The sequence below is a fragment of the Paenibacillus sinopodophylli genome, assembly GCF_005930355.1.
Lineage (GTDB): Bacteria > Bacillota > Bacilli > Paenibacillales > Paenibacillaceae > Pristimantibacillus > Pristimantibacillus sinopodophylli.
On record NZ_VDBO01000003.1, the window covers coordinates 338286 to 363206 of the forward strand.

Sequence of the window (24921 nt, forward strand, 5' to 3'; positions counted from 1 at the left end):
AAGCTGGAGGCTTTTTTGTTCGTTACTTTAGCTATTACCTTCCTACCGCCTGCGTTTGTGGATGGACGTAAAAAGACACGACCGATGACCAGCTCCACTGCCCATAATAAGACGGGGCAATGTCTATCTTCCTAATCCATATTGCAGCATGACGACCATGCTCATCTGCCAGTACCACGTTCGCTGTCGTTTGATCCGCATTCACCCATGCAAGACTATCATTCAGAGTAGATGGGTTATACTCCCCGTGTTTTTTCGACGGCTTCGTCAGCTGCTTTTGCTTGCCGCTTGCCAGCTCAATGTTGACAAGATGCGGGTAGACCGGATTTGCAGGCGCCAACTCGCCATCCTTCCTTTCCTTCGCTCTTGAGACGACGATATGCGCTGAATTCTGCCACGCGAAATCCCCATCTACAAAACGTCTAGGCGTGTAGGCAGCCGTTCTCTCGGACGAAACAGCAACCACCTTTAGCTGCTTATTGCTAGTCGCCTCACGTCCTACTCCAGCTATGTAGGCAAGCTGATCACCTCTCGGCGACCACTCGAACCACTGCTCATGATTAACCATCTCATCCAGTGTACGGAATACAACACCGTCTGCCGAGACAGCACAAAGCGTGTTGCTGTCAGCTGATAACGATGCGGTCGGTTTAGCCAAAAAGGCGATCCATCTCCGATCTGCCGACCACTTGAACATGCTCGTACCAACGGCAAAAAAATCATCCGAAGGCTTTGGCAGCACATGCACCGTCACATAGTCGGCAGGTTTGCCTAATGCCTCCAGCGGTATTTCGTAAAGGGTTATTGGCGTCCACCCATCAGGCAGCAGCTCAGATTGAGAAGAGGCAAAAAAGCCTTTTCCGCTTGGCAGCCACGAAAAATTACCGATGCCCGCAGCCGTCCCAAGTACGACATTCGGTTGTTTCGCATTGATATAGTTCAGTTGCCCGTCGATAAGATACGCCAGCTTCTCATCATGAGGAGACCACTGGAAACGAGCACCTCCTGCCGAATGAACAAGTGTGCTAACAGCACTGCCAAGCTCCCGCACCCATAACTCCGGTTCATCTGCTCCCTTTGTATAGGCGATCCATTTCCCATCAAACGACCAGCTTGGATTCTGAACAGCTGGCCCTTTATCCAGCAGCTTCTCTTCAGCTCCTGTTTTTACCCATAAGCTTCCTTCCCGAACAAACGCCGCCTTAGGCAGACTACGATCTTGAGCTGCTTCGCTATATTCAGCTCCTCCTGCAATCCAAATAAAAGACAGCAACAAAGCCATAATAACCACTCTAAACATACGCATCTGTTGTATTCCTCCTCGTGTTCAGCACATTATGATTACCGTTCCCTGCGCCAGAAGAAACATACTTTATTTTCATGCATGATTTAGATTGCTGCCGTTTGGAATTGGATTTCGGTTTGATTCCAGATAGATAGCGTTTTTGATACCTTTTTGATACCGATTTGTAACTGTTCTGTTACGAATTTTCTAAGCAACCCTTTTATAATGACTAATACAACGATCTAACTTCCAGAGGGGCTGAAAATCATTTTTACCATCCGCATTTCCTTCCTAACGCAACTGTCTCGCACGCTTCGCCTAATTCGCTCTGCCTTACGTCTCCCCAGCCTGATTAGTGAAGGAGGCGCCCGCTATGCCTAAGCCTATTGGCAACAGCAGCAGGTATATGCCTGGACTGGACGGTCTGCGCGCTGTCGCTGTCCTAGCTGTGATTGCCTATCATTTGAATCTTAAGGCTGTGCCTGGCGGCCTGCTTGGCGTGAGTATGTTTTTTGTCCTCTCTGGTTACCTGATTACGGATATTTTACTTAAACAGCTTGGTCAAAATAAAACTATCGATCTCAAAACCTTTTTTATTCGCCGAGCAAGACGGCTTCTTCCCGCAATGTTTCTCATGATCGCCATTGTTTCCTTATGGTTATTCATAAGTGATTCCAGCAGACTCTTTGCTTTAAGAGGAGATATCGGCTCTGCTTTGCTCTATATAAGCAATTGGTGGCTTATTTTTCACGAGGTCTCTTATTTCGAAAGCTTTGGTCCTGCTTCACCATTCGGCCATTTATGGTCGCTTGCCGTCGAGGAGCAATTTTATCTCATATGGCCGCTTCTGCTTATCGCAGCCATCCGTTTCATTCCGAGGCGAGGGAAGCTTGCATTATGGATACTCATTGCTGCAGCTGTATCTGCGGGCGCTATGGCAGTGCTCTATCAGCCGGGCATGGACCCAAGCCGCGTCTATTACGGTACGGATACAAGAGCTTTCGCTCTTCTTATCGGCGCGGCACTCGCAGCAATCTGGCCAAGCTGGCGGCTATCCGCGTCCATACCGACGCGCAGTCGCATCCTGCTGGACAGTGTGGGTACGTCCGGCTTAATCATCATTATGGTTATGATCGCTGTAACTGGCGAGTACGATTCCTCCCTCTACCGCGGCGGTATGGTTCTGCTTGCGCTTGCAACAGTAGCGGTGGTTGCCGCAATGGCACATCCCGCAAGTAAGCTTGCCGGCTTGGTTGGCAATAAGGTACTCGCTTGGATCGGGGTTCGTTCCTACGGTATTTATTTATATCATTATCCGATTATCGTGCTGACAACACCGACTGCCGAAGCAGGGGAGCTGCATCTGGCAAGAGCGTGCATACAAATCGTGCTTACCTTCATTCTTGCGGAGCTGTCTTGGCGCTTTGTAGAGGAACCGATTCGGCACGGCGTACTTAGCAAGCTGTCTCGTTTGATCCAGGAGCAATTCCAGCGTCCTCAGGCAAGGAAGTCAACGAGCTACTTCGCCGGCATTGTCTTGATCGTATCCTGCGTATCTTGTGCAGGCACTGTCGATCTCCCATCAGCAGCCGTCCAAGGCAATAGCGGATCAGAAACAAGCAAACCGGCTGCATCCAACGAAACAAAACCAGTGCCTGCTAAGCCTGCTTCGCCCGACATATCGGGCCAACCGGATCATAACGAAGAAACGCTGCATACGAGCCCAACTGCGACGGGCGGAAAGCCTGTAACAGCTGTTATTAAACCAACGAGTCCTGCGGCTACGTCAAAACCTGCACCTGAAACCAAGCCGCCTGCTGTTCATTCGACTGAAATGACAGCCATCGGAGACTCTATCCTGCTGGATGCAGGACCCTACCTTGAGAAGCTGCTGCCCGGCATCGCTATAGACGGCAAGGTGGGCCGACAGTTCTCACAGGCTGCTGCTATTCTAGAGAAGCTGAAAAGCAGCGACGAACTCGCGGACATCGTCATTATTGAGCTGGGAACAAACGGCTCTTTCACGACCAAGCAAATGGCTGCGCTGCTGGAGACGATTGGACCAGATCGCAAAATCTTCATGATCAACACACGCGTACCACGCAAATGGCAGGATACTGTAAACAAAATGCTTGCGGAAACGGCTAAGACAAACGAAAATGTGACGATCGTGGATTGGTATTCAGCAAGCAAGGGGAAAAAGGATTTCTTCTCCGCGGACGGTGTCCATTTGAAGAAACATGGTGCTTCTTTCTATGCCGATATGATAGCCAGAGCACTCCAACGATAAAAATAGAATAAGAAATACCAAGGTGAAACGGCTATCGCCCTCCTTTGGCGGTGCAGCGCATTTTAGTCAGAGAAATATAAGCCCTTTATAAGTCGAAAGACTTATAAATGCTTAAATTTCAAGCAAAAACGCATCGGCATCCTTAAGACGCTGAAGTAGCTTTGACGGTGAAATGTAAGTCCTTTATAGGCTGACAAACTTATAAATTTATATATTTTAAAAATAGCGTGCAGCGGAGAAAACGACTCTCCCTGCACGCTATTCGGATTAAAAAACTGTGGTCACACCTTCAACTGCCTAAACAAATCCTCACTAACCTCGTCCATGTTGCTTTCAGCCTTCTGGCATGCATAATCCGGCTGCTGCTAAGCAGACGATTGGACTCGCAGCTCGAATAACCGAGCCGTTCTTTCTTCCATCAGATGAATTTCAAGCACACCTTCTGCTGCATGCCACACCCATTCCGTACCGTGCGACTCAGCAGGATAAGCGCAGCGGGTATCCAGCTGTTGTCCTTTCCATCTTGGCAAAGGAAGCTTCACCGTGCCTGAGCTTCCTTTGATTCGCCATACGGCCAAATAAATGCGATCCTCGTGCCGCAGTCCATAGCTGACCCATTCATCCTGCTGTGTCGGCAGACCAAGCGGCCAGAGAGGCAGTGCTGCTGGAATGTCACTGCGGATCGTTTTGTAATAATCGAGTGCCTCCTTAACGAGCTCCCGCCTGCGCGGACTAAGCTCTGCCAGATGGCCGCTCTGATGGACACGCAGCAGCAGCGCATTAACCATATTGAATATGACTTCCTCGTCATCGCCCTCACGCAGCGGATAGGACCAGATCGCCGATTGCTCCGGTGTGAGCACCGCAGGAGAGCTTGCTGCGATTGCCGCATACTTCACATAATCCTCCTGGTCGCTAGTCGATTGAATACTATGACGGCTTAGCATCGCATAATCCATCCGCATGCCGCCGCTGGAGCAATTCTCAATGACCAGATTCGGATAGGCGGCGAATGTCTTGTCGAGCCAGCCCAGATAAGCCCGGTTATGCTGCAGCAGCCCGTCTCCATAGCTGTCTGCATCGCTTTCCGTCCCAATACCCGCATTAATATTGTAGTCCATCTTAATATAGCCAACGCCGTAGTCTTCGACGAGTCTGCGGATGACCTCATCCGCATGGGCAATAACCTTAGGATTGCGATAATCGAGCTGATAACGGCTGCGATCCTTGACGCGTTTTCCGTGACGCATGAAGAACCAGCTGTCGTCCGTCTCTGCAAGCTTAGGGCTGTTAATGCCCATTACCTCAAGTTCCAGCCATAAGCCAGGAATCAGGCCTTTACTGCGGATATAATCCAGTACATATTTGATGCCTTCAGGGAACCGCTCTTCTGAAGGGAGCCATTCTCCCACGCCATCCCACCAATCGCCAGGTGCATACCAGCCCGCATCAATACAGAAGTATTCGCAGCCTACCTCGGCTGCAGCATCAATGAGCGGCAGAAGCTTCGCTGTCGTTGGTGCACCCCATAAGCAGTTCATATAATCATTAAATATGATGCGCAGAAGCTCGTTATCCTCATTGGGTCTGCGAATAAGACGGCGATAAGTCGTCAACTGATCAACAGACTCTTCAAATCCGCCTTCTACCGCGCCGATTGCAAGCGGTACGGACACGAACTCTTCCCCCGGAGCAAGCTTAAGCCACCAATGATTGTCATGCTCGGTTGGGCCGCTAATGAGCACGGTCAGCAAATCCGACTGCTCGATGATTTCCCAATGCCATGAGCCATTATGCTCAATCTGCCAGAATAAGCTTGTACCTGCCTCTTCATTCTGAAGCACGGCCATCGGGATATGCTCCGCAGCTGACCAAGAGCCAGTATTACTGCAGGAAACACGCTTCGAGCCACGGTCCATCAAATGCGACATGCCAAGCTCAGGCAGCTTGTATGAACGCCATTGCAGCTCACTTTGCCAGCCGTTGTGAGCTAAGTGCAGCCTCATTTTATCATCGCGGTCTTGCAGCCCTTCTTTATCTATTCCCGTCAACGCAAAGGAAGAGACATACTCGATCTCCGCATCCGCCGCGCCTTCGTTTGTAAGCACTGTATAGCAGCGTACAGTCTGTACCCCGTCATAGAACTGAAAGTGCTGGACCGCTCTTACGCCCGTCAGCCCATCCCGCACACTAAGCTCAAACTTCCGGCCTGCATCATTACGCGTATCCACATGCTCGTCATACACCATTCGGAGACCTGGATAAGAGGCACGATGTGTACGGCCATGATATTCAGCACGGTCCTCGCCCGTTAATTGCAGCTCCAGTAGTCGGAAGCCCGGCTTCTGCTTCTCATTAATGCAATCCTTATCAAACGGCTTGCTTCCGAAATGAAGAAAAAGCACATCTCCGCTGTCTGTAATTTCAAAATGCAGGTATAACCCATTTTCCACGATTTCGATCTGCTTGCTCATCTGCATTCACGTCCTTAGCTGTTAGATTGCATCCCCATAAAACAACTTAACCCAGCACTGTGAAAGCGCTGAGTTAAGGTACTGCTTATTCGCGAGGCTTATTCTGCAGAGCCAAATTGTATCCAAGCCTTTTGAATTTCGTCAATAGCTTGATCCTTTGTTTTGCTGCCGCCGATATAGCCTTGCATCAACTCACCAAACTTTTGGTGGAACGTATCTAGCGAGTAGTTAACCGACAAATCGCCAGATTTTTCTGTTTTTAGAATCTCTTCCATTTGCTTAGGCATATCCAGTTCAGGAAGCGGAGCGTCCTTAATTGGAGGAATAACCTTCGCTACAGTTGAGAACCAGCTTTTGCCGTAATCAGAAGTGTACAGCCAGTTAAAGAATGCAATCGTTTCATTAACCACTTTGGAATCTTTGTTGATTCGAAGCGCTTGGTCAGCGCCAGTTACAAGCAAGGTTTGCTCCGCTTTTTCACTTACAGGGTAGCCTACGATACCAAGCTCAAAGTCAGGTGTAATTTTTTTGATCGCTTCTTCATCCCATGCGCCTTTACCCGTCATGAATGCTGCTTTACCAGTAGCGAAGTCACTTACTTCTGCGTTGCTGTCGCGCTCAAGCGGCTTGTTCGTGCCATGCTTAACCGTCGTATCGATAAAGCTGAAGAAGTTGTCTTTCAATACAGGGTAATCGTTGAATGTCGTTTCTCCTGCAATAAACTTGCTTACCAATTCTTTCGGCGTAATGCCTGCATCCTCAGCAGCTGCATTCACGAAGTTTTGGAAAATATGTTTCCATACCCACCACTCTTTATAAGCGTTGGCGAACGGTGTAATGCCTTTTGCTTCAAGCTTTGCAATCGCGTCTTCCATTTGGGAAGTTGTTTTCGGTACTTCTGTAATACCTGCATCTGCAAGCAATTTTTTGTTGTAAACCATGTTCATTAGGTTCCCTTTCACAGGAAAACCAAGTACTTTGCCGTCTTTGGAGCTCATGTTGATTTTGACGGAATCAGTCATAGCTGCCGCAAGCGGCTCGTTCGTCAGGTCAGCACTGTATTCAGCGAAAGTATCAATGTCACCGCCAGCTGTTGTCTGGAACACATCCGGCGTGCTGCCTGCAGCGATTTTCGATTTCAACACGGTGTTGTAATCGGCTTGCATAATTTCAAGATTAATCGTTACGTTCGGCTTTACTTTTTTGTATTCTGCGATGTATGCGTTGAATGCGTCTGTGTATTCTGGAGAGGCGGTGAACATGTTGATCGTGACTGGCTTATCCGAGGCTTCGGTGTTTCCGCCGGTATTCGTACCCTCGTTGTTGCTTGTTGTATTGTTTTTGTCGCTGCCGCAAGCAGCCAGTATTCCGATAATCAGCACGAGGCTGACGGATAGTGCCAGAAATCTTTTGAACATTGAAATGCCCCCATTTCTTTCATTGGTTGTGGTCTACGATGCCTATTCTAAAGAAAAAGAAATCGGATAAGAATGCACATAAGTGAATAGTTAAGGGTAAAAAAGTGTCATTCTGCAAGCGGTTCACTTTTTAGCCTGTTCCGCTGGATGCCCTATATTCGCTCGGCGACAACGAATAATAATTTCGGAACGCCTTGCTGAAATAGTTCTTATCTTTGTAGCCCAGCATTTCGGAAATATCTTGGATCTTCAAACCCGGATCATCCAGCAGTTCCTTCGCCTTTTCCATTCGCACCTTCTGCACATACTCATGAATGCCGAATCCGAATTGCTGTTTGAACAGCTTCATCAAATATTCTCTGCTCAAAAAATACTTCTCCGCGAACATCGAGATTTTGATCTCTTCAAAGTAATGATTGTCGATATAGGCTTTAATATCCCCTACTTCAAATGGTTGATTCGTCATAAGCGATTTCCTAATTTGACCGCTGAAATAATCGAGTATGTCGTAGAACAACTGCTCGAATTGGTCCATGCTTGCGAAATCGCTCACAATCCCTAAGTCGCGCAGCGCTTGAATGCCGCCAAGCGGCAGCTCGGATTGCTTAACACCCAGCTCAAGCGCCATATCATTCAGCAGAATAATGAATTCATGCAATGCACGATCCGCTTCCCCTATATTGAATCGATCGGATAACCGCCATTTCTTCATGTAATCGTTCAGAATCGTTCTAGCATTATGTACGTTGCCGCTCTCCAATGCACCGCGAATGACCAGAATTCGACTCGTCAGCGATTGTGTTTCCTTGGGAGTCGAAGCAAGGTCAGAGGCAGCCGTTACAACAGCCCCGTTCAGCTTGAGCACATCAATACCATTAATCGCTGCCTTAGCAGCTTCATATGAGGAAGCCAGCTGCAGCACATCAGTCGTGGAAGGCCCAATGCCGATCGCTACAACAATGCCGAAGAGTTCCTTCAAGGTTGAAATCACCTTGTTCAATTGATGTATAGACCGGTACGCAATGTCCTCCGGATAGCCGCCCTTCATCGTGAGAATAGCAATAAGCTCACGCTCCTGCTTAGGGCTGGCGAAGCTGAAAGCTCCGAAGTGATCACCCGCGATTTCGTTTATGACATTCGCTACTGCAAAGTGCAGCAGGTCTGTATCGTGATGGAATCGCTGCTTCCGAATTTGCTCTAGATTGAGCACACGGACAACGACTGCTGTGAACCGGTTGCCGGGATCATCTGCACCAATCAGCGGCAGGAAAGCTTCGTTCGTTTGGCTTTTGAAGCTGCGCTCGATAATGGAGATGTACACCTTCTCTTTCAGCCGCGGTAGCGACATATTGAGCGTAATATTGCGATTAATGAAATCACTATCCTTTTTCCGCTTCGCATCCAGCACATCGATTGCCTTACGCAGGGAAAGATTGAGATCTTGACGGTTGACCGGTTTCAGCAAATAATCAACGACCTTGGAGCGTATCGCCTGACGCGTATATTCGAAATCGTTGTAGCCGCTGATCACAATCGTCAGCAAATCGGGATAATCTCGCTCAATGATTTGCAGCAACTCTGTTCCGTTCAGCTCCGGCATCTTCATATCTACCATCGCAAGGTCAATTTTATGCTCAGCGAGCATACGGAGTCCTACTTTCCCGTCTGTTGCCTCCAGTACTTCTACAACTCCTAAGCCCTTCCAATCACCCAATATACGAATCGCTTCGCGCAGCGGCTCTTCATCATCAATAATCAGTACTCTATACATGGCTTACGCCTCCTCTCGGTAATAACATGGTCAGCTCTGTGCCTGACTTATCCGTCTGGATAAGCAGCTTGGCCTCATCGCCATAGAGCAGCTTCAGCCTGGTGTTCAAATTCACGAGTCCAATACTCTCATTCTCATCCTCACGGTCCTTCCACTCCTGAAGAAACGATTGCTGTACCTGCTCAAGCCGCTCGGGAGAGAATCCTGGTCCATCATCCCGAACAGCAATAACGGCATGCGATTCCGTAACCGCAGCGCGAATTTCAATCGTAATCGTGCTGGACACCTTCTCCAGCGCATGCTTGATTGCATTCTCGACAAGCGTCTGGATGGATAGCTTAGGCAGCTCAAGCTCCAGCAGCGACTCCTCCCAATCAAATTCCGCTTGCAACCTGCTGCCGAAACGCGCCTTCTGCAAGGAAAGATAATTCTCAATATGCTTCAGCTCATCCCTTGCCCGTACGATATCTTTGCCACTAATGCAATAACGCAGAGTAAGTGCCAGCGCATCGACCATATCCGCAATATCATAGCGTTCATTTTTTAACGCTTTGGTCGAGATCGCTTGCAGCGCATTATACAGGAAGTGTGGATTAATCTCAGCTTCGAGCGCCTTTAGTATAGCGTTTTTCTCCACAAGCTTCATTTTGTACCGTTCATTGATGAGGTCGTTCGTGCGTCTTACCATCTGATTGAAATGCCGTGACAAATAAGCAATCTCATCACGTCCCTTCACCTCAGCCTCGGCGTCGAAATCCCCCGTACTGAAGCGATTCATTTGGTAGGATAGCTTCTGAAGCGGCTTTGTGATCGCGTTGGAGAAATAAATGACGACGATGATTGACAGCAGCAGGAACAGCATACCGATAACGAAGCCTATATTACGTGTCGTTCTGGCTGCTTCGTATATTTGTGAATACGGGACCGGCTTTACAAGCTTCCATCCCTCCTGCTCTCCGATGTTATAGACGACCAAATACTTCTGATTCGCCTCCGACCAGGTTAGCTGACCGTTCGGAATCGCTGTCAGCTTGTCCGTCAAGGAGGCCTCTTTCGCTCTCTTGTAGAAGGCTTCATCATCGGTAAAAAATGGCTCATTGTCTGGGCTGAGGAACAATAGATGCTGTCCTGCATCGAAGGGAATATCCTTCAGAATCTGCTCGCTTACTGAATCATCGAAGTAGAAAGAGAGTACAGCCTGCGGCTGCCTGGATACGATGGATCGCAGTACCCTGTGATAGGCCATGAAGCTATTCTCATGCTTAACCTCATAGCCTGTTTCTGCATCTGATTGTGCAATGGATTGATAAGATCGGTTGAACGGACTCGCCATCGCCTTCTGATACCAAGATGTTTCTGTAATGTTAGGATTGACTCCTGTTCGAACCGCAATATTATAATTTTCCTGTGAAATCGAATAAAATTTATTTTCTTTCACAACGTATAGATAGATGGCTTGTAGATCACTTCTTGAATAATATAGCTGGCGCAAATAGTTTTCCAAATACATCTTGGAAGCATAATCCTCCGATTCATGCATGATCGCATACGTAATTTCATCGAATCTGATCTGAGGAAGCGACAGCTGCTCCATTCCTTTCAAGTAATCCTCCATATTCTGATTAACGAGCAGCAGATTGTTAGAGGTGCTGGCAATGCTGTTCGTAACCGATTCCTTCTGGAACATCTGATATGAAATAAAAGTCAATGATGACACGACGAGAATAATAATAGTCGTAAATAGCAAAATAAGCTTATTCACCAACCGTCTATTCACACGCTCAGCCATTTCCCGTACTGCTCGAAAAGCCTTTTTCAAAATAGAAATCACAACCTTTCTGCTCCATATTCCGTTCACCTTTTTACCCCTAAATGATTTCTTAAATCCATTTTTGAGAGGCGGATGGCTGTTTTATAATACACAATATAGCGAATCCCGATTTTTTGAAATATAAAATTTAAATAACCCCTTAAAGAGAGTAGGTGCGATGATGTTCAAGGCATTAGGGAGAAAATGGAGCGAGAAGCTTGAATTCGGCATCTTTACGCTGCCTGTACTCATTTGTATCGCGGTCGCGTTTTACATTCCGTTCGCGATGACCATTCGATATTCATTGACAAAGTGGAACGGCATATCCAAGCATCCAAAGTTTGTTGGTCTCGACAATTTCAAGCAAATCTTCACAGGTGACACCAACTTTGCGAACTCGGCTTGGTTCACGATTAAATACGCCGTGTTGTACATCGTTATTGTGAACATTCTGGCCATCCTGTTAGCTGTTGTACTGGATATGAAGCTCAAATCGACCTCATGGCTGCGGGCTGCTTTCTTTATTCCCTATATTCTAAGCCTTGTTATCGTCGGCTTTATCTGGAAATTCATTTTCATGCAGGGCTTCGAGTCATTGGGACAAAGCACAGGCTGGGGCATATTCGATCTCAGCTGGCTCGGTGATCCCAAGCTTGCCTTCGTTTCCATATTGCTCGTATCGATCTGGCAATCCATCGGGTTCTATCTGGTTATCTACATTGCTGGCTTGCAATCGGTGCCGGACGATCTGAAGGAAGCCGCGACCGTTGATGGAGCAGGACCGGTTAGACGCTTCTTCAGCATTACGCTGCCGCTGCTTGCACCTTCCATTACGATCTCGGTATTTATGGCGCTGACCAACTCCATTAAAGTATTTGATGTCATCCTCTCGCTTACGGGCGGCGGACCAGGCGGAACGACTTACAGTATCGCATATGACATCTACAGAGATACGTTCCAGAACAATCTCTACGGCTACGGTACGGCAAAAGCGCTCATCTTATTCGTCGCTGTCCTATTCGTAACGATCATTCAGCTCACGATCTTCAAACGCAGGGAGGTTGAAGCTTGATGAAAACAAACAGCAGTGGAAGAGTCGGACGCATCATACTGGAGATCATCATGGTGCTCCTCTCACTCGTCTTTCTATATCCCTTGTTCTTGGCCATCAATAACTCGTTCAAGAGCTTCGGCGAGGTGATGACCGATGTTGTCGCTCTTCCTAAACAGCTTGTATTTGAAAACTATTCGTATGTATGGTCATTCATCAACTATCCGAAGCTGTTCCTTAACAACTTTGTCATTACGACCGTCGGACTTGCAGGCATCATCCTCGTCTCTTCCATTGCCGCCTACAAGCTGGCTAGAACGAAGACACGTTGGAGCGGACTGCTCTATATCGTCTGCATTATGCCAATGCTCATTCCGTTTCAATCGATCATGCTTACCGTGCTTCAGCTTGCCAAAAGTCTGAATCTGTCCGAGAGCACATGGGGACTGGGCATCCTATACTGGGGCTTCGGTGCACCGCTTGCCGTCTTCATCTACCACGGCTTCGTGAAAGGCATACCGAAGGAAATTGACGAGAGTGCGACCATTGACGGCGCATCCGGCTTCAAGCTTTTCTTTCTTGTCATCTTCCCGCTGCTCAAATCAGTTACCACAACCATCGTCATTATTGATGTGATGTGGATCTGGAACGACTTCCTGCTGCCGCTGCTTATGGTGAACGGTTCGCCGGATACGAAGACGCTGACACTGGCCGCGTATACTTTTGTAGGTCAATATACTTCGGATTGGCAATATGCGATGACCGCTATGGTCATGGCTGTGCTGCCTTCGATTATCGTGTTCATCTTCTTGCAGAAGTACATCGTCAAGGGTGTAGTTGCCGGAGCGGTGAAAGGCTAGTCAACAGTAATGAACGCAAGCGTAACGGCTTAAGCCGCCCTCTGGCGGCTAAGCTAACGTTTCGCGTAGAAATATAGAGAAAGCTAGCGAAATGATATACTTTTCTATATTTGAAAGAAAGGCAGCGCCCCTGCTCATTAGGGGCGCTGCCTTTCTCCGTTCGTACTTCCTTATTCGGTTTTGAACTGGGCGGATGCCGATGCCAAGTCCTGTGTCAATCTGTCGATTGTCGTTACCATCTCTGCGAGCTGTTGCACCATAGCCGCTTGCTCCTGCACAGTCGCAGTCACCTCTTCAACGGAGGCTGAGACCTCTTCGCCAGAGGCTGACAAGTTCTGAGCAGCATCGAGCACGTCGTTCTTATCGTTCTCGATTTCATGCAGCTCTTCTACCATTGCCCTTACTTGCTCGATAATATTCTGTACATGCCCAGATACAAGGTCGAAGGATTGTTTCGTTTGTCCTACGCTGTCATTATGCTGAACGGTAATGCCTTCAATAATGTGTACACTTTGGTTGTTCTTCTCAACGTGGCTAATCGTCTGTCCCACGATGGCGTTTATGTCCTGTGATTGAATAGAGGTCTGTTCAGCCAGCTTCCTAATTTCACTAGCTACAACGGCAAAGCCTCTGCCATGCTCACCAGCTCTTGCCGCTTCAATGGATGCGTTCAAGGCAAGCAGCTTCGTCTGATTGGCGATTTCGGCTATCGCGTCAGTCATCCGCCCAATGCCAGAAGAGCTTTCAGCCAGCTGGCGCGTAATTTCCGATATTTTACGGACTTCCTCTTCATTTCTCACATTAATGGCAACCAAAGTTTCAATAACCTCATGGTTAGCTTCAAAAATATCGGTTATCGCATCGGCCTTTTCTTTGATCCTATGCGATTTACTTGTAGCACTGGCGATCTTGTCGCCAACGTCCATAAATTTATTCACGATAGATTCCGTATCATTCGCCTGCGATTCCATCGCCTTTGCAATCTCAGACGTCGTCGTCGATGTTTCCATAATGGAGACTGATGTCCTGCTTGAAGTCTGATCCAGCTCTCTCGTGCTGTTATGAAGCACCGCGATTGAGCCATTCATGCTTGAGATCAAGTCCTTATTGCGCTCAGCCATCGTGTTGAAGCTGTCCGCGAGCTCCTTGAACTCTCCACTGTATCGGCCAGACGCAGTGACCGTAAGATCACCAGATGACAGCTTCTTGAACAGCCCTGTCAGCTGTACAATTGGCTTCGTAACTAATCTGGAGATGATCACCCCGACCGCGATGGACAATAATAAGGCAATGAGCATAACCGTCATCATTTTCTTCAACATCGACTGCAGCGGCTTATTCACATCCGAATACGGATCTTCTACAATGATGGTCCAGTCCGATAAAGGTATCTTTGAATAGTACGATACCTTATCCGCAAGCTTTACTTCTCCCTGATTCAGCTTTCCATCGCCGCTCGGCTTTAATATTTCGTTATATTCTGCTGTTTCCAACGGCTTGCCAATGAGCGCCTCGTCTGCTGAATGATAGACGACCGTTCCCACCCGGTCCAAAATGATAACTTTTCCTTGATCATTTATTTGGATGCTCGCTAATTTATCAACAAAGAAGGAACTGACGGCTGTTGCGATAAACACGCCTTGTACACTCCCACTTGAATCAAGTACGGGCATCGAGAATACATTGACCTGATTGCCGCTTACTTTGGACACCAGCGCTTCGCTGACTACTGTCTTTCCTTGCAGACTATCTTGGAAGTACTGGCGGTCCGACCTTGATTTTGTTAGCGTGTCTGGGTTATTTGATGCAATGACAATTCCTTGCTTGTCGATCAGCATAAGCGATTCAATGCCCGGCATTCCCTTAATGCTGGCCTCAAGCATCTTATTCGCTTTCACATGCGGCCCATTAGAAGCTGAGAAAAACGTCTGATCTTCCAAGGTTCCTGTATTCCGCAGCGCTAATAATTCAGTAATAGAATTATTGACAGATAGGAGGTATACAGACTGCTGCTCAAGCTGGACCGAGGATAACAAGCCCTCTCCGATTCTGTCCGAGGTTGCCTTAATCTCATCCTTGCTCTTGTCCAGCGTAATGCTGGCAGCAATCCGGTAAGAAATGATGCTGGTAGCAGCTAGCACAACACACACGAGCAAACAAATCATAGCTGGAAGCTTAAAGCGGAATGATAGATTCGTAAAGTAGTCCTTTTTTGTAAAAACGGGCATCTTACAATCTCCTTTGGACAGCTAGTTTGGCGTTTATATGGTAGGTTACTCTCTGATCCTAACAGAGGATTATTAGATTAATGAGAGAAATGCTTTAGATTATTGTTAGCATTCCGCAACAGCTCCTCATCACTCATTTTCACCCTATTAATTTCCCTCTGCAGCCCCAATCTTTAAAGGATTTTAATAGCACCATAGAGAAGTACTAGGGAGGAAACCCTCTGTGAGGGAGCTTGATTGAAAGAGGTAAAAGCATCCTGCGAACAAAACTCCATCGAAGGCGGTGTTCATCATTTCTAACCTGAACGTAGAAACATGGAATTCCATTTATTCGCAAGGCAGAAGTTTATTGCAATATCCTGATGAAGAAGTCGTATCTTTTTTTAACCGTAACAAAGGCAAATTCCAAAAGGGCATCGACATAGCTTGCGGAGCAGGGCGACATACTTTTCTTATGGCCTCTCATGGTATTGAAGCAGTGGGCGTTGACAGTTCCACGTCCTCGATCGAATACGCAAAAGCAACAGCTGCGGATAAACAAATAACGAACGTATCCTTTGAGTGTAAGTTAGCCCAAGAGCTAAGTTTCCCAGATCAAACATTCGACGTCGTCGTCGTGTGGGGACTTATTCATTATCTTGATTTGGAAGCTCAACAAAGCACATTAAAAGAAGCTTATCGTATTCTGAAAGACGGCGGCCAGCTTCTATGCACGCTTCGCTCGGAACAAGATACACGTGCAAAAGAAGGAATCGAGACGGAGCCGAATCGGTATTCCGTTGAGTATTTCGATGCCGGTTCCTCCGATCCTAAAAAAACACTCATGTATTTCTGGGACGAAGCAGCCGTTCGCGCAAAACTAAGTGACTTTCAATCCATCGAGCTTGGTCATCGCGTAATCGAACCAATCGGTAAATTAGGCAACAAAACCGCACATTGGCTTATTTCTGCGACGAAATAACGATATGATATCTGATCGTTTCGTTATCAGCGTAGGTGCGGGTCATCACCAATTGCCGTTTATTAGGCGTATGGCTGAGTTGAATATTCCAATTGTAGCTTTCGACCTGAACCCGGAAGCCCCCGGTAAAGCTTACTGCCAGCATTTCAAGGCAATAAGTACATGGGATTATTCCGAAGCGCAAAAGTGGTTAACTCAGCTAGACTTGGCATACATCGGAGTTGGGTGTTTCTCTTACGGTAAAGCGCTGGTTACACAGCAGAGAATCGCCCATTTTTTCAACCTTGTGGGTGCATTACCTGAGAAAACGTTCTTGATGAATGACAATAAAACAACATTACGGCAAGAATTAAAGGCTGCTGGTGTTAGCCATCTCATGGAATGGCGTGCAAGTGAATTGCTTCAATGCTGGCAAGGCATTATTCAAGAAGATTCAAATTATATGGTCAAACCTACAATGGGCGGATCCAGCCGTGATATCCAAATGTTTAACGGAGAGGCTTTAATACAACGCTTAGATTCGAATGAAATTGACCCGTCCGCCGTCGTTCAATCATTTGTCCCAGGACCAGAATATCGAATCATAGCTATAATAGAAGATGATGATGTTGTGTTCATAAGCGTGATGCAAAAAGAAAATCACCCTGATACTTTTTGTACCGGCAGGCTGATTCCGGATCATTCGAAGGAAGCTTGGGGAAAACGTATTGTTGAATCATTAGTCTCTCGCTTCGATCTGAAGAGAACCGTATTGAAACTAGATATCATTGATCAGGATGAAAGATTTGAAATCATCGAAATGGATTTCGGTATTCCCGGCGATTATTTCGAATCTCACTTCTCGCTGTTCTCTTATGATTTCGACTACATAGATCGATACATTGAATTGATCTGCAACAAAAAAGTTCAACGGCAGCCTCACGAGCAAAAGATCAGTAATCATTCGATGTGTTTTGACTATTTATATTGGATGGACGAGCAACCATCCGTAATAAATAACCGTTTAATCACTCAGAAGCTAGTCTCCATGCTAGGAGAGACGGCTCTCGTCATTCCGAACAAGCTTGATGGCCAGGTTGCGTTAAAGCCGAACAGTAATATGGATAACGTGTCTGCCGTATTGCATCACAGACCTGAGTTATCTCATTCTGTGATATGCAGCTACCTGCGATCCGCCTTACAATAACCAAAAAGACAACTGCCCCTTTTGGCAGTTGTCTTTTTGGTTATGAAATCATGATTCGAAACTCATTCAGCAAACAAAACATCAAGTTCCCGATATAAACGTTCTTTTTTTTCTTGCAGGATACCATGAGACACAAGGGCGATTTCCAATGTTTCCTGATTAGAACGATAGCAGCCCATACAATATAGTCCATAGCGTCCTAATATTCGCTCAACATCATCGCCATACCGATCGAACAAATCTGCTATCGTCATTTTATTTAGTTCATTCTCCGTACTCAACTGAGATAATCGATTAATCATTGGATTCTTACGATAATATGGCGCTTGAAGCAATCTCCAGAAATCAGCATGATAGATCTCTGAATCCCGATAGAAGTTACACCAGTAGCCAATAAAGGCTTCATCCCACGATTCATCCTTCTGAACGATCGCTCCTAAAATTTCATTCGGCATACTAATCGTGATTCCAGTTTTTCTTGATCCCACTTCTTCAATCGATAATTGTCCATCTGCGATACGGAAAACGACATCAAATGATAAGTCAGGTACCTTCCCAGTCGATGTAATTAAAACCTCAACATCCTCTGAAAAAATAATCTCTGGTACCTCATTTAACTTCAATAAGTATGAAATAACTTCCTGCCGAGTAACCTTGATAGCGGACGGAAATGAATTCAAAAAGCTCGCTTGGTCAAAGTGTTCTTTTAACCAAAGGCTTTTGGTAACAGGATCATACAATTCTTTGCGATTATAACCAATGCGTTCAATTTTATCCGTACTCGGTATCCATTTTTCTCCAGCTAACAAGTCAACCACACGGACCGGTTTATTTTCGAAAAAGCTAAGCACATCATCCAAGCTGTTTTTGAGCGTTTTTTTCACATATGGCTCGTGTTCGGGGTGCCACAATTCAAAATGACTTGCAAAGGGAATTAAATACTTGGTCTGGTACAGAGATACCGCTTGTTCTAACATCGCTAGAAGACCGCTGCGGCTTTTCTGCATAATCGTTGTTTTCTCGTCTTCACTTAAATGTCCCCATGTTAAAGGGAAGCCTGATGCGCCTGGTGAGAATGCTGAAGCAATGGCATCTACAGGACCAACCAATTTAGCAATGTGTGGATTTAATCCTGCATCGTTCAAATTCAAGAACCGGAAGCCTTTTATTTCAATAAGTACAAACGCATCATTCCAGAGACTTATCGGCTCGTAACAAGTAATAAAAACGTCATTCGCGATTTGAATTCTCTCCCCAAAGGGCATCGCATGAACGTTACGGAAGCCAAGCTCCGCTAAACGGTGATTCAAACGCTGATTCGGAAAATCGGGTATGTATACAGGGGTTTCTTTATTGAAATGAGCAAGGGTCGGCTCATGAAAGTGATCGGAATGCTCATGCGAAATCCATATCGCATCTGGTCGCAAATCCGAGCCATTTGTTAACGGAGTAGGGTAATGCGTCCACGCCCCTAGAAAGCAAGGACCGTCAAGCCACGGGTCCGTCAATAATCGAAAGTTGTCCGCCTCGAACTCTAAGCATGCATGAGAATGGAGCTTAATGGACAAATCCTTCGGCATTTGTTTGGTCGACTTTTTGATGACTGGCTCCACTTTGTCACTCTCTAACAGAGCAAAGATCATCCCATCTTCAATGATCGTATCTATGGATTTCATATTCTGATTTAGATTGGTTAAACATTTCCCTGACTTCTCATCGAATTTCCACATATGCAGCGGACATTCAAATACGCCATCCGTATGACAAATCGTACCTCCCATATGTGGGCAAGTGGATGAGAGAAGTTGAATCGAATCGTTTTCCCGAACTAAAAAGAACGGTTTTCCATCGATTTCAATGGTAGAAGGCCAAGTATTAAACTGCGCAACATCTCCGATTAACACTTTTTTCATAAGTTCGATTCTTACCTCCAACAAAAATTAAATTAGCTCCGTTCCGATAACAGCGCTTGATGAATAGGTTACAACAATACAAGATATATGATTATCCAAACTTGCCTGAAATAATGAATCACTGCCGATTATAATAGAATCGACATTTCCGTTTAGTTTCTGTAGGTTTCACAAGAAAATAACCCGTACCGGTGAACGATCACCTCGGTACGGGCTGTTTGACTTCGCGGCTCTTTACATAGCCAGCAATACGAATATAAGCGCGATAAGTGCTGGAAGACCTTGTACGACAAGAATGGATTTCTTAGCAGTCAAACCACCGTATATGGCTGCAACAACGACACAGGCCACGAAGAACAGCTGGATTTGCTGACCAAAGTCGGCATTAGGATGGAATAGACCCCAAAGCAAACCTGCCGCCAAAAAGCCGTTATACAGTCCTTGATTCGCAGCAAGTGATTTGGTGCTCTCCGCGAATTCCTTCGTCGTTCCGAAGGTTTTGCGTGCGCGAGGCGTATTCCACAAAAACATCTCAAGCAGAAGAATATAAATATGTTCAATTGCAACGATAGCAACGAATATGATACTTGCTATAACCATGAATTTCCCTACTTTCTTTAATTAGGCCTGATAATTGTGAACGTCTCACCAAGCTTCGCATAATCGTTCCCCGCCAGCCTGCTTACCGGCTTCAGAGCATCCGCTCCGATACGGCCGTTTTCGTACAAAGCATCTTCGACATGGAACCTAACGACTCTTCCGATCAATAAATCACAGGCAGGCGATTGCTCATCTCCACCTAGCGGCAGTGCCTGCTCCAACACGCATTCCATGCGAATCCTTGCCTCTGCAACACCAGGCACGGGAATGATCTCGCTTGCCGCAACAGTAAGTCCTGCAATCGCAACCTCACTCTCCTCCGGCGGCAAGTTCGCCGCTGTCTCATTCATCGCTTCCACGTAGCCCTCGTCGGCAATATGTACAACGAACGAGCCTGTGTGAACGGCATTACGGGCGGTGTCCTTCTGGACACCACCCGGTTTGCGCTGTACGGATACCGCTACCATCGGCGGGTTTGCGGTCACGATATTGAAGAAGCTGAAGGGCGCCGCATTCAGTACACCCTCGCTTGATAGCGTCGTAACAAAAGCGATCGGACGCGGTATGATGCTGCCAATAAGCAGCTTATAATTGTCCTGCACGCTTTGACTCGTTGGATCAATGGATTTCACGGACAGCCCTCTCTTCAATCTTCAGATTAGCCTTACTCGCTCTTGAATGTATGCTGGTACCAAGCAGTTGAAGCTGCCACTTCTGAAGCTGTCAGCTGGTGTCCGAATGATTCCCAGTGCAGCGTGACGGAAGCGCCTGCCCCTTGCAGCAATTGATGGAGCTCTTTCGTTTCTTCTGGCGGGCATATCGGGTCATTCGACCCTGCGCCGATAAAGCAAGGCACGCCAGTCAGGTCAGGCAGCGCAACCTCTCGAATCGGTACCATTGGATGATGCAGAATGGCTCCGCGCAGTGCGCCTTTGTAATGAAACAGAAGACTTCCCGCAATGTTGGCGCCGTTGGAATAGCCTACTGCAACGAGGTTGCTGCGGTCGAATCCATATTCCTCAGCAGCGCTGCCCAGAAAGTCATTCAACTCCTGCGTCCGGAATACGAGGTCCTCTAGATCGAACACGCCCTCCGCCAATCTGCGGAAATATCGCGGCATGCCATTCTCCAGTACGTTGCCTCTTACGCTAAGGACAGACGATTCGGGAGACAATCGATCCGCGAGCGGGAGTAAATCCCGCTCCGTTCCACCTGTACCGTGCAGCAGCAGCAGTACTGGTGCGTTTGGATCTGATCCTTGCTTGAATATATGCTTCATCATTTGTCCGCCTCCAATACTCTGATGTCAAACGGTGTTAATAGTTGCTCGATGTCATGACGGCGTCCCTCGTACCAAGCTGGAAGCATTAGTTTCTCACCTAGATGCTCCGCATCCTCATCACGGGCAAAGCCTGGAGGATCAGTCGCGATCTCGAACAATATGCCGCCCGTTTCGCGGAAGTAAATGGCATTGAAGTATTGGCGGTCAATAATTGGGGTAGGTAGGAAGCCGCTGCCCTCTACTTGGTTTCTCCATTGCGCATGCTCGATATCATCTTTAGCTCTCCATGCAATGTGATGAACCGTTCCTGAACCACCGTGACCAAGCGGCATGCTCTCAATATTAACGTCGATAATGTTGCCTAGATCACCCGACGCTTTGAAGCGTGCATATCCGCCTTCTTCTCCGATTTTCTCGAGTCCCATAACATTTACAAGAGTATTCGCTGTTGCCGCGGACGCTGTGCTGTACAGAATCGCCCCGCCGAATCCTTTGATCGCTTTCTCAGCAGGCACGCCGCCGAATGACCACTGGCTATTAGTCCCCTGCTCACGGGCAACGATCTCCAGCAGCAAACCATCTGGGTCCTCAAGCTGCAAGTACTGCTCGCCAAACCGCGCTGTTTCCGTGAAATCCACATTCAGTTTCACAAACCGCTCTTTCCAGAAATCGAACGCATCCGTAGGAACAACATACGTCGTATAACCGACCTGACCACCGCCTACTTTTCCTTTACGAGAGTTTTCCCAAGGGAAAAACGTAATGATTGTGCCTGGGCTGCCTGCTTCATTGCCGAAGTACAGATGATAAACTTCTGGTGCATCAAAGTTAATCGTTTTTTTAATTAAACGCAGCCCCAGCACCCCTGCGTAAAAGTCTGCTGTTACCTGAGGATTTCTTACAAAAGCCGTTACGTGATGAATACCTGTCGTTTGAATTGTCATTTGAGCCACTCTCCTATTTTATATGAATGTCGAAAGTATTGTAACTAACTATTTATTAGATTAACGAATAAGTGCGTCGATTGAATATTCGCCTGCTCCGGTTAATGCAACACCTATAGCAATGGCTAAAAGTACAAGATTATATTCATACCCGTTAGCTGTTGCCCACAGGCCGTTCTGTCCGTGCACCTTCACGATAGCAACGAGCATCGTCATGACGATCAGCACTGCGGCAAGCGGTGTAAGGAGTCCCGCTGCGAACAGCAGCCCGGAAACAAGCTCCATCAGACCTGCAACGACTGCCATCGCTACTCCCGGCTTCACGCCGATCGACTCTAACCAACCGCCTGTTCCTTTCGGTCCGTAACCTCCGAACCAACCAAACAGCTTCTGCGCTCCATGACCTACGAACAATAACCCGACAACTAGACGAACAATCAATAATCCCAATGCAATACTCATTTGAAATACCTCCATGTTTTTATTATTAATTAAAGAATCTTTAATTTAAGATTTTTGGCAAAAATAAATGAATGATGACTGCGGCACCTATTCGGTGCTAAAAGTCTTTCCTCAGAAGCGCAGCTGCTATGTCTGAGCTGGAACAACCACGCTACTTATAATGCTCCTGTGCGTATCTTCCTAACTTCTTGAGCAGCATGCTCGTGAGCTGCTTTTCTTCCGTTGACAGCCCTGCGACGGCCTGCTCGATCTTAGCTTGATGAGTAGGAAACACCTGCTCAATGAACTGTTTGCCTTGATCGGTCAGCTCTGCAAAGATGAGACGCCTATCTTCCGTTGATGCTCTGCGGCGAACCAATTCCTTCTTCTCCAGCTTATCAACCACGTACGTAATGTTGCCGCTGCTCATTAACACTTTCTCACCAATTTGCTGTAAGGGCTGCGGTCCTCTATGGTACAACAACTCCAGCACGCCGAATTCCGTTCGATTCAAACCGTTGCCTCGTATGTCTCGGTCCGCATGCGCATTTACCCATTGAGTCGCTCTCGATAGTGCAATGAATAGATCGAGTGATTCATTCGGTTTCGAATTGTCGCTTGCCATGATTCTCACTCCCTTCGTTTGCTTCATGTCTTTAAGTTAAATATCTTGAATTAAAGATAATATATTTTGAAGCTGCTGTCAACACCCTTTTTTAAAAATATAGGAAAGGATATGATCTCGCCATCCTTCCCTACATTTCTCGGAATGAAACGCGCCGCGCCGCCAAAGGACAGTGACAGCCGTTTCACCTTTATTCTTTTACAAATACTAAGAATACACATCATACGCATACGGAAACATGGAGACAATAGCAGATGCTCCCCCAAAATAGGAAGAGCAAGAGCATACCAGCACGAAGCTTAGTACGCCCTTGCTCAGCTTATTCCCACCAAACGGAGGAGGGATACGATGCGCCATGAATGACAACCGTCTCGCCTATACGGGGAGTTGATATCGTTACGCGGTGTGCCTTGGCTGCCTTTACTGCTCGTTCGATAGGGTCCGACCAGCTGTGCAGCGCCAATGTGAATGCACCCCAATGAATCGGTATGAGCACTTCGCCCCGTACGTCCAGATGGGCCTGCACCGTTTCTTCCGGCATCATATGAATGGCCGCCCACCGCTCATCATATTGTCCACATTCCATTAAGGTAAGATCGAAAGGTCCGTATTTATCCCCGATTTCCTTGAAATGAGGACCGTAGCCGCTGTCTCCGCTAAAAAAGAGGTTGGCCGTCTCGCCTTTAATGACCCACGAGCACCATAAGGTAGCATCTCGGTCTGAGAGGCTTCTTCCGGAAAAATGCCGCGCCGGCGTACAAGCCAGCCTGATCCCTTTATAATCGAACTCATCCCACCAGTCATGCTCCTCAATGATGGACGGGCTTACGCCCCATCTAATAAGATGCGGCGCTACGCCAAGCGGCACAATGAATCGCTTTACCTTATCCTTGAGTTTCACGATTGAGCCATAATCCAAATGATCGTAATGATCGTGAGAGATGATTACCGCATCGATAACCGGCAGCTGATCGATTTCAAACGGCAGCTTACTGCTGAATCTTTTTGCCCCGATGAAAGGGAATGGAGAAGGTGCCTCACCGAACATCGGATCAAGCAGCAACGTTTTTCCGTCCAACTGCAGCATCGCAGCCGAGTGTCCGAACCATGTAAGCTTAGGCTCTGAGCCATTCCCGGCCGAATGAAGATCGTTCATGCGCAGCGTCGCTATAGGCTTGTCCGGCCTTGCTTGCGGGTTACCCTTCACGAATGCAACGAGCATATTAAACTTCTCTCCAATTGAAGTTTCCATAGACGTTGGGATTGCATTAACAAATTTTTTGCCGCCATACTGTTTCGAGCCGCTGAGCGCCTTCCGCCGCTTCTTGGACGGGCCCACCCCGAATGCCGGATAATAATTCAGAACCAATAAAACAGCCGCTATCACTAACACGATAATTCCAAGCGCTATAAGCATCCCATTCAACCTCTTCCATCCTATCTTTATAAACGTAGAAAAACCGCTATTGAAGTATACGTTACTACTTCAACAACGGTTTTATCAAGTTTTGGTCTAGTGTTGACTATGCTCTTCTAGAACCGCGCATAATAGCGGATAAGATCAGTACAACTACAATCGCTCCAATTAAAGCCGGGATGATGGCGAAACCGCCAATCGCTGGTCCAAAACTGCCAAGTACCAGTGATCCTAACCATGCACCGACTAGACCTGCCACGATGTTACCAATTATGCCGCCCGGCACATCACGACCTACAATTAAGCCACCTAACCATCCGATTACCCCGCCAACAATCAATGTCCATAATAGACCCATATTTATC

Annotated in this window: 20 protein-coding genes; 5 read left to right on the forward strand and 15 right to left on the reverse strand. The window is 47.1% G+C overall.

Features of this window, described 5'->3' with window-relative positions:
• Nucleotides 1–34 precede the first annotated feature (34 nt).
• Nucleotides 35–1306 carry a TolB-like translocation protein gene (locus FGT79_RS16455; protein ID WP_138753904.1) on the reverse strand — a complete coding sequence of 424 codons (1272 nt, stop codon included), beginning with the start codon at nt 1304–1306 and terminating at the stop codon, nt 35–37.
• 352 nt (nt 1307–1658) lie between these two features.
• Here FGT79_RS16455 and FGT79_RS16460 point away from each other — a divergent pair, with 352 nt between their 5' ends.
• A complete protein-coding gene (locus tag FGT79_RS16460; RefSeq protein WP_138753905.1) occupies nt 1659–3575 on the forward strand; it encodes an acyltransferase family protein in 1917 nt (638 codons plus the stop codon).
• 365 nt (nt 3576–3940) lie between these two features.
• On the opposite strand, the gene FGT79_RS16465 is transcribed toward FGT79_RS16460, so the two are convergent.
• The 4 genes from FGT79_RS16465 to FGT79_RS16480 all read right to left on the reverse strand — a co-directional run bounded on the left by FGT79_RS16465 (nt 3941) and on the right by FGT79_RS16480 (nt 11027).
• On the reverse strand, nt 3941–6049 hold the full coding sequence (locus tag FGT79_RS16465; RefSeq protein WP_138753906.1) for a glycoside hydrolase family 36 protein: 2109 nt from the start codon (nt 6047–6049) through the stop codon (nt 3941–3943).
• Nucleotides 6050–6147: 98 nt separating this feature from the next.
• Entirely contained in the window at nt 6148–7467 is a 1320-nt protein-coding gene (locus FGT79_RS16470) for an ABC transporter substrate-binding protein (RefSeq protein WP_138753907.1), read from the reverse strand.
• A gap of 130 nt (nt 7468–7597) precedes the next feature.
• A complete protein-coding gene (locus tag FGT79_RS16475) occupies nt 7598–9238 on the reverse strand; it encodes a response regulator (protein ID WP_138753908.1) in 1641 nt (546 codons plus the stop codon).
• Nucleotides 9231–11027: a sensor histidine kinase gene (locus FGT79_RS16480; RefSeq protein WP_138754061.1), complete on the reverse strand. Its 1797-nt coding sequence runs from the start codon at nt 11025–11027 to the stop codon at nt 9231–9233. The genes FGT79_RS16475 and FGT79_RS16480 overlap by 8 nt, the downstream gene beginning before the upstream one ends.
• Nucleotides 11028–11229: 202 nt before the next feature.
• Here FGT79_RS16480 and FGT79_RS16485 point away from each other — a divergent pair, with 202 nt between their 5' ends.
• Complete coding sequence (locus FGT79_RS16485) at nt 11230–12120, forward strand: carbohydrate ABC transporter permease (protein WP_138754062.1); 891 nt, start codon at nt 11230–11232, stop codon at nt 12118–12120.
• On the forward strand, nt 12120–12959 hold the full coding sequence (locus tag FGT79_RS16490) for a carbohydrate ABC transporter permease (protein ID WP_138754063.1): 840 nt from the start codon (nt 12120–12122) through the stop codon (nt 12957–12959). The genes FGT79_RS16485 and FGT79_RS16490 overlap by 1 nt, the downstream gene beginning before the upstream one ends.
• A gap of 170 nt (nt 12960–13129) precedes the next feature.
• Here FGT79_RS16490 and FGT79_RS16495 read toward each other — a convergent pair whose 3' ends face one another.
• Nucleotides 13130–15187 (reverse strand): methyl-accepting chemotaxis protein, encoded by a 2058-nt coding sequence (locus FGT79_RS16495; protein ID WP_138753909.1) that lies wholly within the window; start codon nt 15185–15187, stop codon nt 13130–13132.
• Between the two features lie 349 nt (nt 15188–15536).
• On the opposite strand from FGT79_RS16495, the gene FGT79_RS16500 reads away from it, so the two are divergent.
• Together FGT79_RS16500 and FGT79_RS16505 are read left to right on the forward strand one after the other, a co-directional pair.
• On the forward strand, nt 15537–16148 hold the full coding sequence (locus FGT79_RS16500; protein WP_171056280.1) for a class I SAM-dependent methyltransferase: 612 nt from the start codon (nt 15537–15539) through the stop codon (nt 16146–16148).
• A gap of 4 nt (nt 16149–16152) precedes the next feature.
• Complete coding sequence (locus FGT79_RS16505; protein WP_138753911.1) at nt 16153–17334, forward strand: ATP-grasp domain-containing protein; 1182 nt, start codon at nt 16153–16155, stop codon at nt 17332–17334.
• A gap of 62 nt (nt 17335–17396) precedes the next feature.
• On the opposite strand, the gene FGT79_RS16510 is transcribed toward FGT79_RS16505, so the two are convergent.
• From FGT79_RS16510 to FGT79_RS16550, 9 genes are all read right to left on the reverse strand, one after another.
• Nucleotides 17397–19247, reverse strand: a complete 1851-nt coding sequence (locus FGT79_RS16510; RefSeq protein WP_138753912.1) for a Rieske 2Fe-2S domain-containing protein — start codon at nt 19245–19247, stop codon at nt 17397–17399.
• A gap of 234 nt (nt 19248–19481) precedes the next feature.
• Entirely contained in the window at nt 19482–19847 is a 366-nt protein-coding gene (locus FGT79_RS16515) for a DUF1304 domain-containing protein (protein ID WP_138753913.1), read from the reverse strand.
• Between the two features lie 17 nt (nt 19848–19864).
• On the reverse strand, nt 19865–20479 hold the full coding sequence (locus tag FGT79_RS16520) for a flavin reductase family protein (protein WP_138753914.1): 615 nt from the start codon (nt 20477–20479) through the stop codon (nt 19865–19867).
• Between the two features lie 32 nt (nt 20480–20511).
• On the reverse strand, nt 20512–21126 hold the full coding sequence (locus FGT79_RS16525; protein WP_138754064.1) for an alpha/beta hydrolase: 615 nt from the start codon (nt 21124–21126) through the stop codon (nt 20512–20514).
• Complete coding sequence (locus tag FGT79_RS16530; RefSeq protein WP_138753915.1) at nt 21126–22073, reverse strand: ring-cleaving dioxygenase; 948 nt, start codon at nt 22071–22073, stop codon at nt 21126–21128. The genes FGT79_RS16525 and FGT79_RS16530 overlap by 1 nt, the downstream gene beginning before the upstream one ends.
• Before the next feature lie 60 nt (nt 22074–22133).
• The gene (locus FGT79_RS16535) at nt 22134–22535 is read right to left on the reverse strand and encodes a DoxX family protein (RefSeq protein ID WP_138753916.1); all 402 of its coding nucleotides are present in this window, start codon (nt 22533–22535) and stop codon (nt 22134–22136) included.
• A gap of 151 nt (nt 22536–22686) precedes the next feature.
• Entirely contained in the window at nt 22687–23139 is a 453-nt protein-coding gene (locus FGT79_RS16540) for a MarR family winged helix-turn-helix transcriptional regulator (protein WP_138753917.1), read from the reverse strand.
• Between the two features lie 319 nt (nt 23140–23458).
• Complete coding sequence (locus FGT79_RS16545) at nt 23459–24391, reverse strand: MBL fold metallo-hydrolase (RefSeq protein WP_425465021.1); 933 nt, start codon at nt 24389–24391, stop codon at nt 23459–23461.
• Between the two features lie 271 nt (nt 24392–24662).
• Nucleotides 24663–24914, reverse strand: coding sequence for a GlsB/YeaQ/YmgE family stress response membrane protein (locus FGT79_RS16550; protein ID WP_138753919.1), 252 nt, complete (start codon nt 24912–24914; stop codon nt 24663–24665).
• Nucleotides 24915–24921 lie beyond the last annotated feature (7 nt).

Excerpts from the sequence above, each read along its gene's own strand:
- FGT79_RS16480 (WP_138754061.1), bottom strand. The coding sequence starts at position 11,027 with ATGGCTGAGCGTGTGAATAGACGGTTGGTGAATAAGCTTATTTTGCTA.
- FGT79_RS16550 (WP_138753919.1), bottom strand. The coding sequence starts at position 24,914 with ATGGGTCTATTATGGACATTGATTGTTGGCGGGGTAATCGGATGGTTA.
- FGT79_RS16485 (WP_138754062.1), top strand. The coding sequence starts at position 11,230 with ATGTTCAAGGCATTAGGGAGAAAATGGAGCGAGAAGCTTGAATTCGGC.
- FGT79_RS16495 (WP_138753909.1), bottom strand. The coding sequence starts at position 15,187 with ATGCCCGTTTTTACAAAAAAGGACTACTTTACGAATCTATCATTCCGC.
- FGT79_RS16455 (WP_138753904.1), bottom strand. The coding sequence starts at position 1,306 with ATGCGTATGTTTAGAGTGGTTATTATGGCTTTGTTGCTGTCTTTTATT.
- FGT79_RS16505 (WP_138753911.1), top strand. The coding sequence starts at position 16,153 with ATGATATCTGATCGTTTCGTTATCAGCGTAGGTGCGGGTCATCACCAA.
- FGT79_RS16540 (WP_138753917.1), bottom strand. The coding sequence starts at position 23,139 with ATGGCAAGCGACAATTCGAAACCGAATGAATCACTCGATCTATTCATT.
- FGT79_RS16515 (WP_138753913.1), bottom strand. The coding sequence starts at position 19,847 with ATGGTTATAGCAAGTATCATATTCGTTGCTATCGTTGCAATTGAACAT.
- FGT79_RS16545 (WP_425465021.1), bottom strand. The coding sequence starts at position 24,391 with ATGGAAACTTCAATTGGAGAGAAGTTTAATATGCTCGTTGCATTCGTG.
- FGT79_RS16525 (WP_138754064.1), bottom strand. The coding sequence starts at position 21,126 with ATGAAGCATATATTCAAGCAAGGATCAGATCCAAACGCACCAGTACTG.
- FGT79_RS16535 (WP_138753916.1), bottom strand. The coding sequence starts at position 22,535 with ATGAGTATTGCATTGGGATTATTGATTGTTCGTCTAGTTGTCGGGTTA.
- FGT79_RS16530 (WP_138753915.1), bottom strand. The coding sequence starts at position 22,073 with ATGACAATTCAAACGACAGGTATTCATCACGTAACGGCTTTTGTAAGA.
- FGT79_RS16510 (WP_138753912.1), bottom strand. The coding sequence starts at position 19,247 with ATGAAAAAAGTGTTAATCGGAGATGTTGCGCAGTTTAATACTTGGCCT.
- FGT79_RS16470 (WP_138753907.1), bottom strand. The coding sequence starts at position 7,467 with ATGTTCAAAAGATTTCTGGCACTATCCGTCAGCCTCGTGCTGATTATC.
- FGT79_RS16465 (WP_138753906.1), bottom strand. The coding sequence starts at position 6,049 with ATGAGCAAGCAGATCGAAATCGTGGAAAATGGGTTATACCTGCATTTT.
- FGT79_RS16490 (WP_138754063.1), top strand. The coding sequence starts at position 12,120 with ATGAAAACAAACAGCAGTGGAAGAGTCGGACGCATCATACTGGAGATC.
- FGT79_RS16475 (WP_138753908.1), bottom strand. The coding sequence starts at position 9,238 with ATGTATAGAGTACTGATTATTGATGATGAAGAGCCGCTGCGCGAAGCG.
- FGT79_RS16460 (WP_138753905.1), top strand. The coding sequence starts at position 1,659 with ATGCCTAAGCCTATTGGCAACAGCAGCAGGTATATGCCTGGACTGGAC.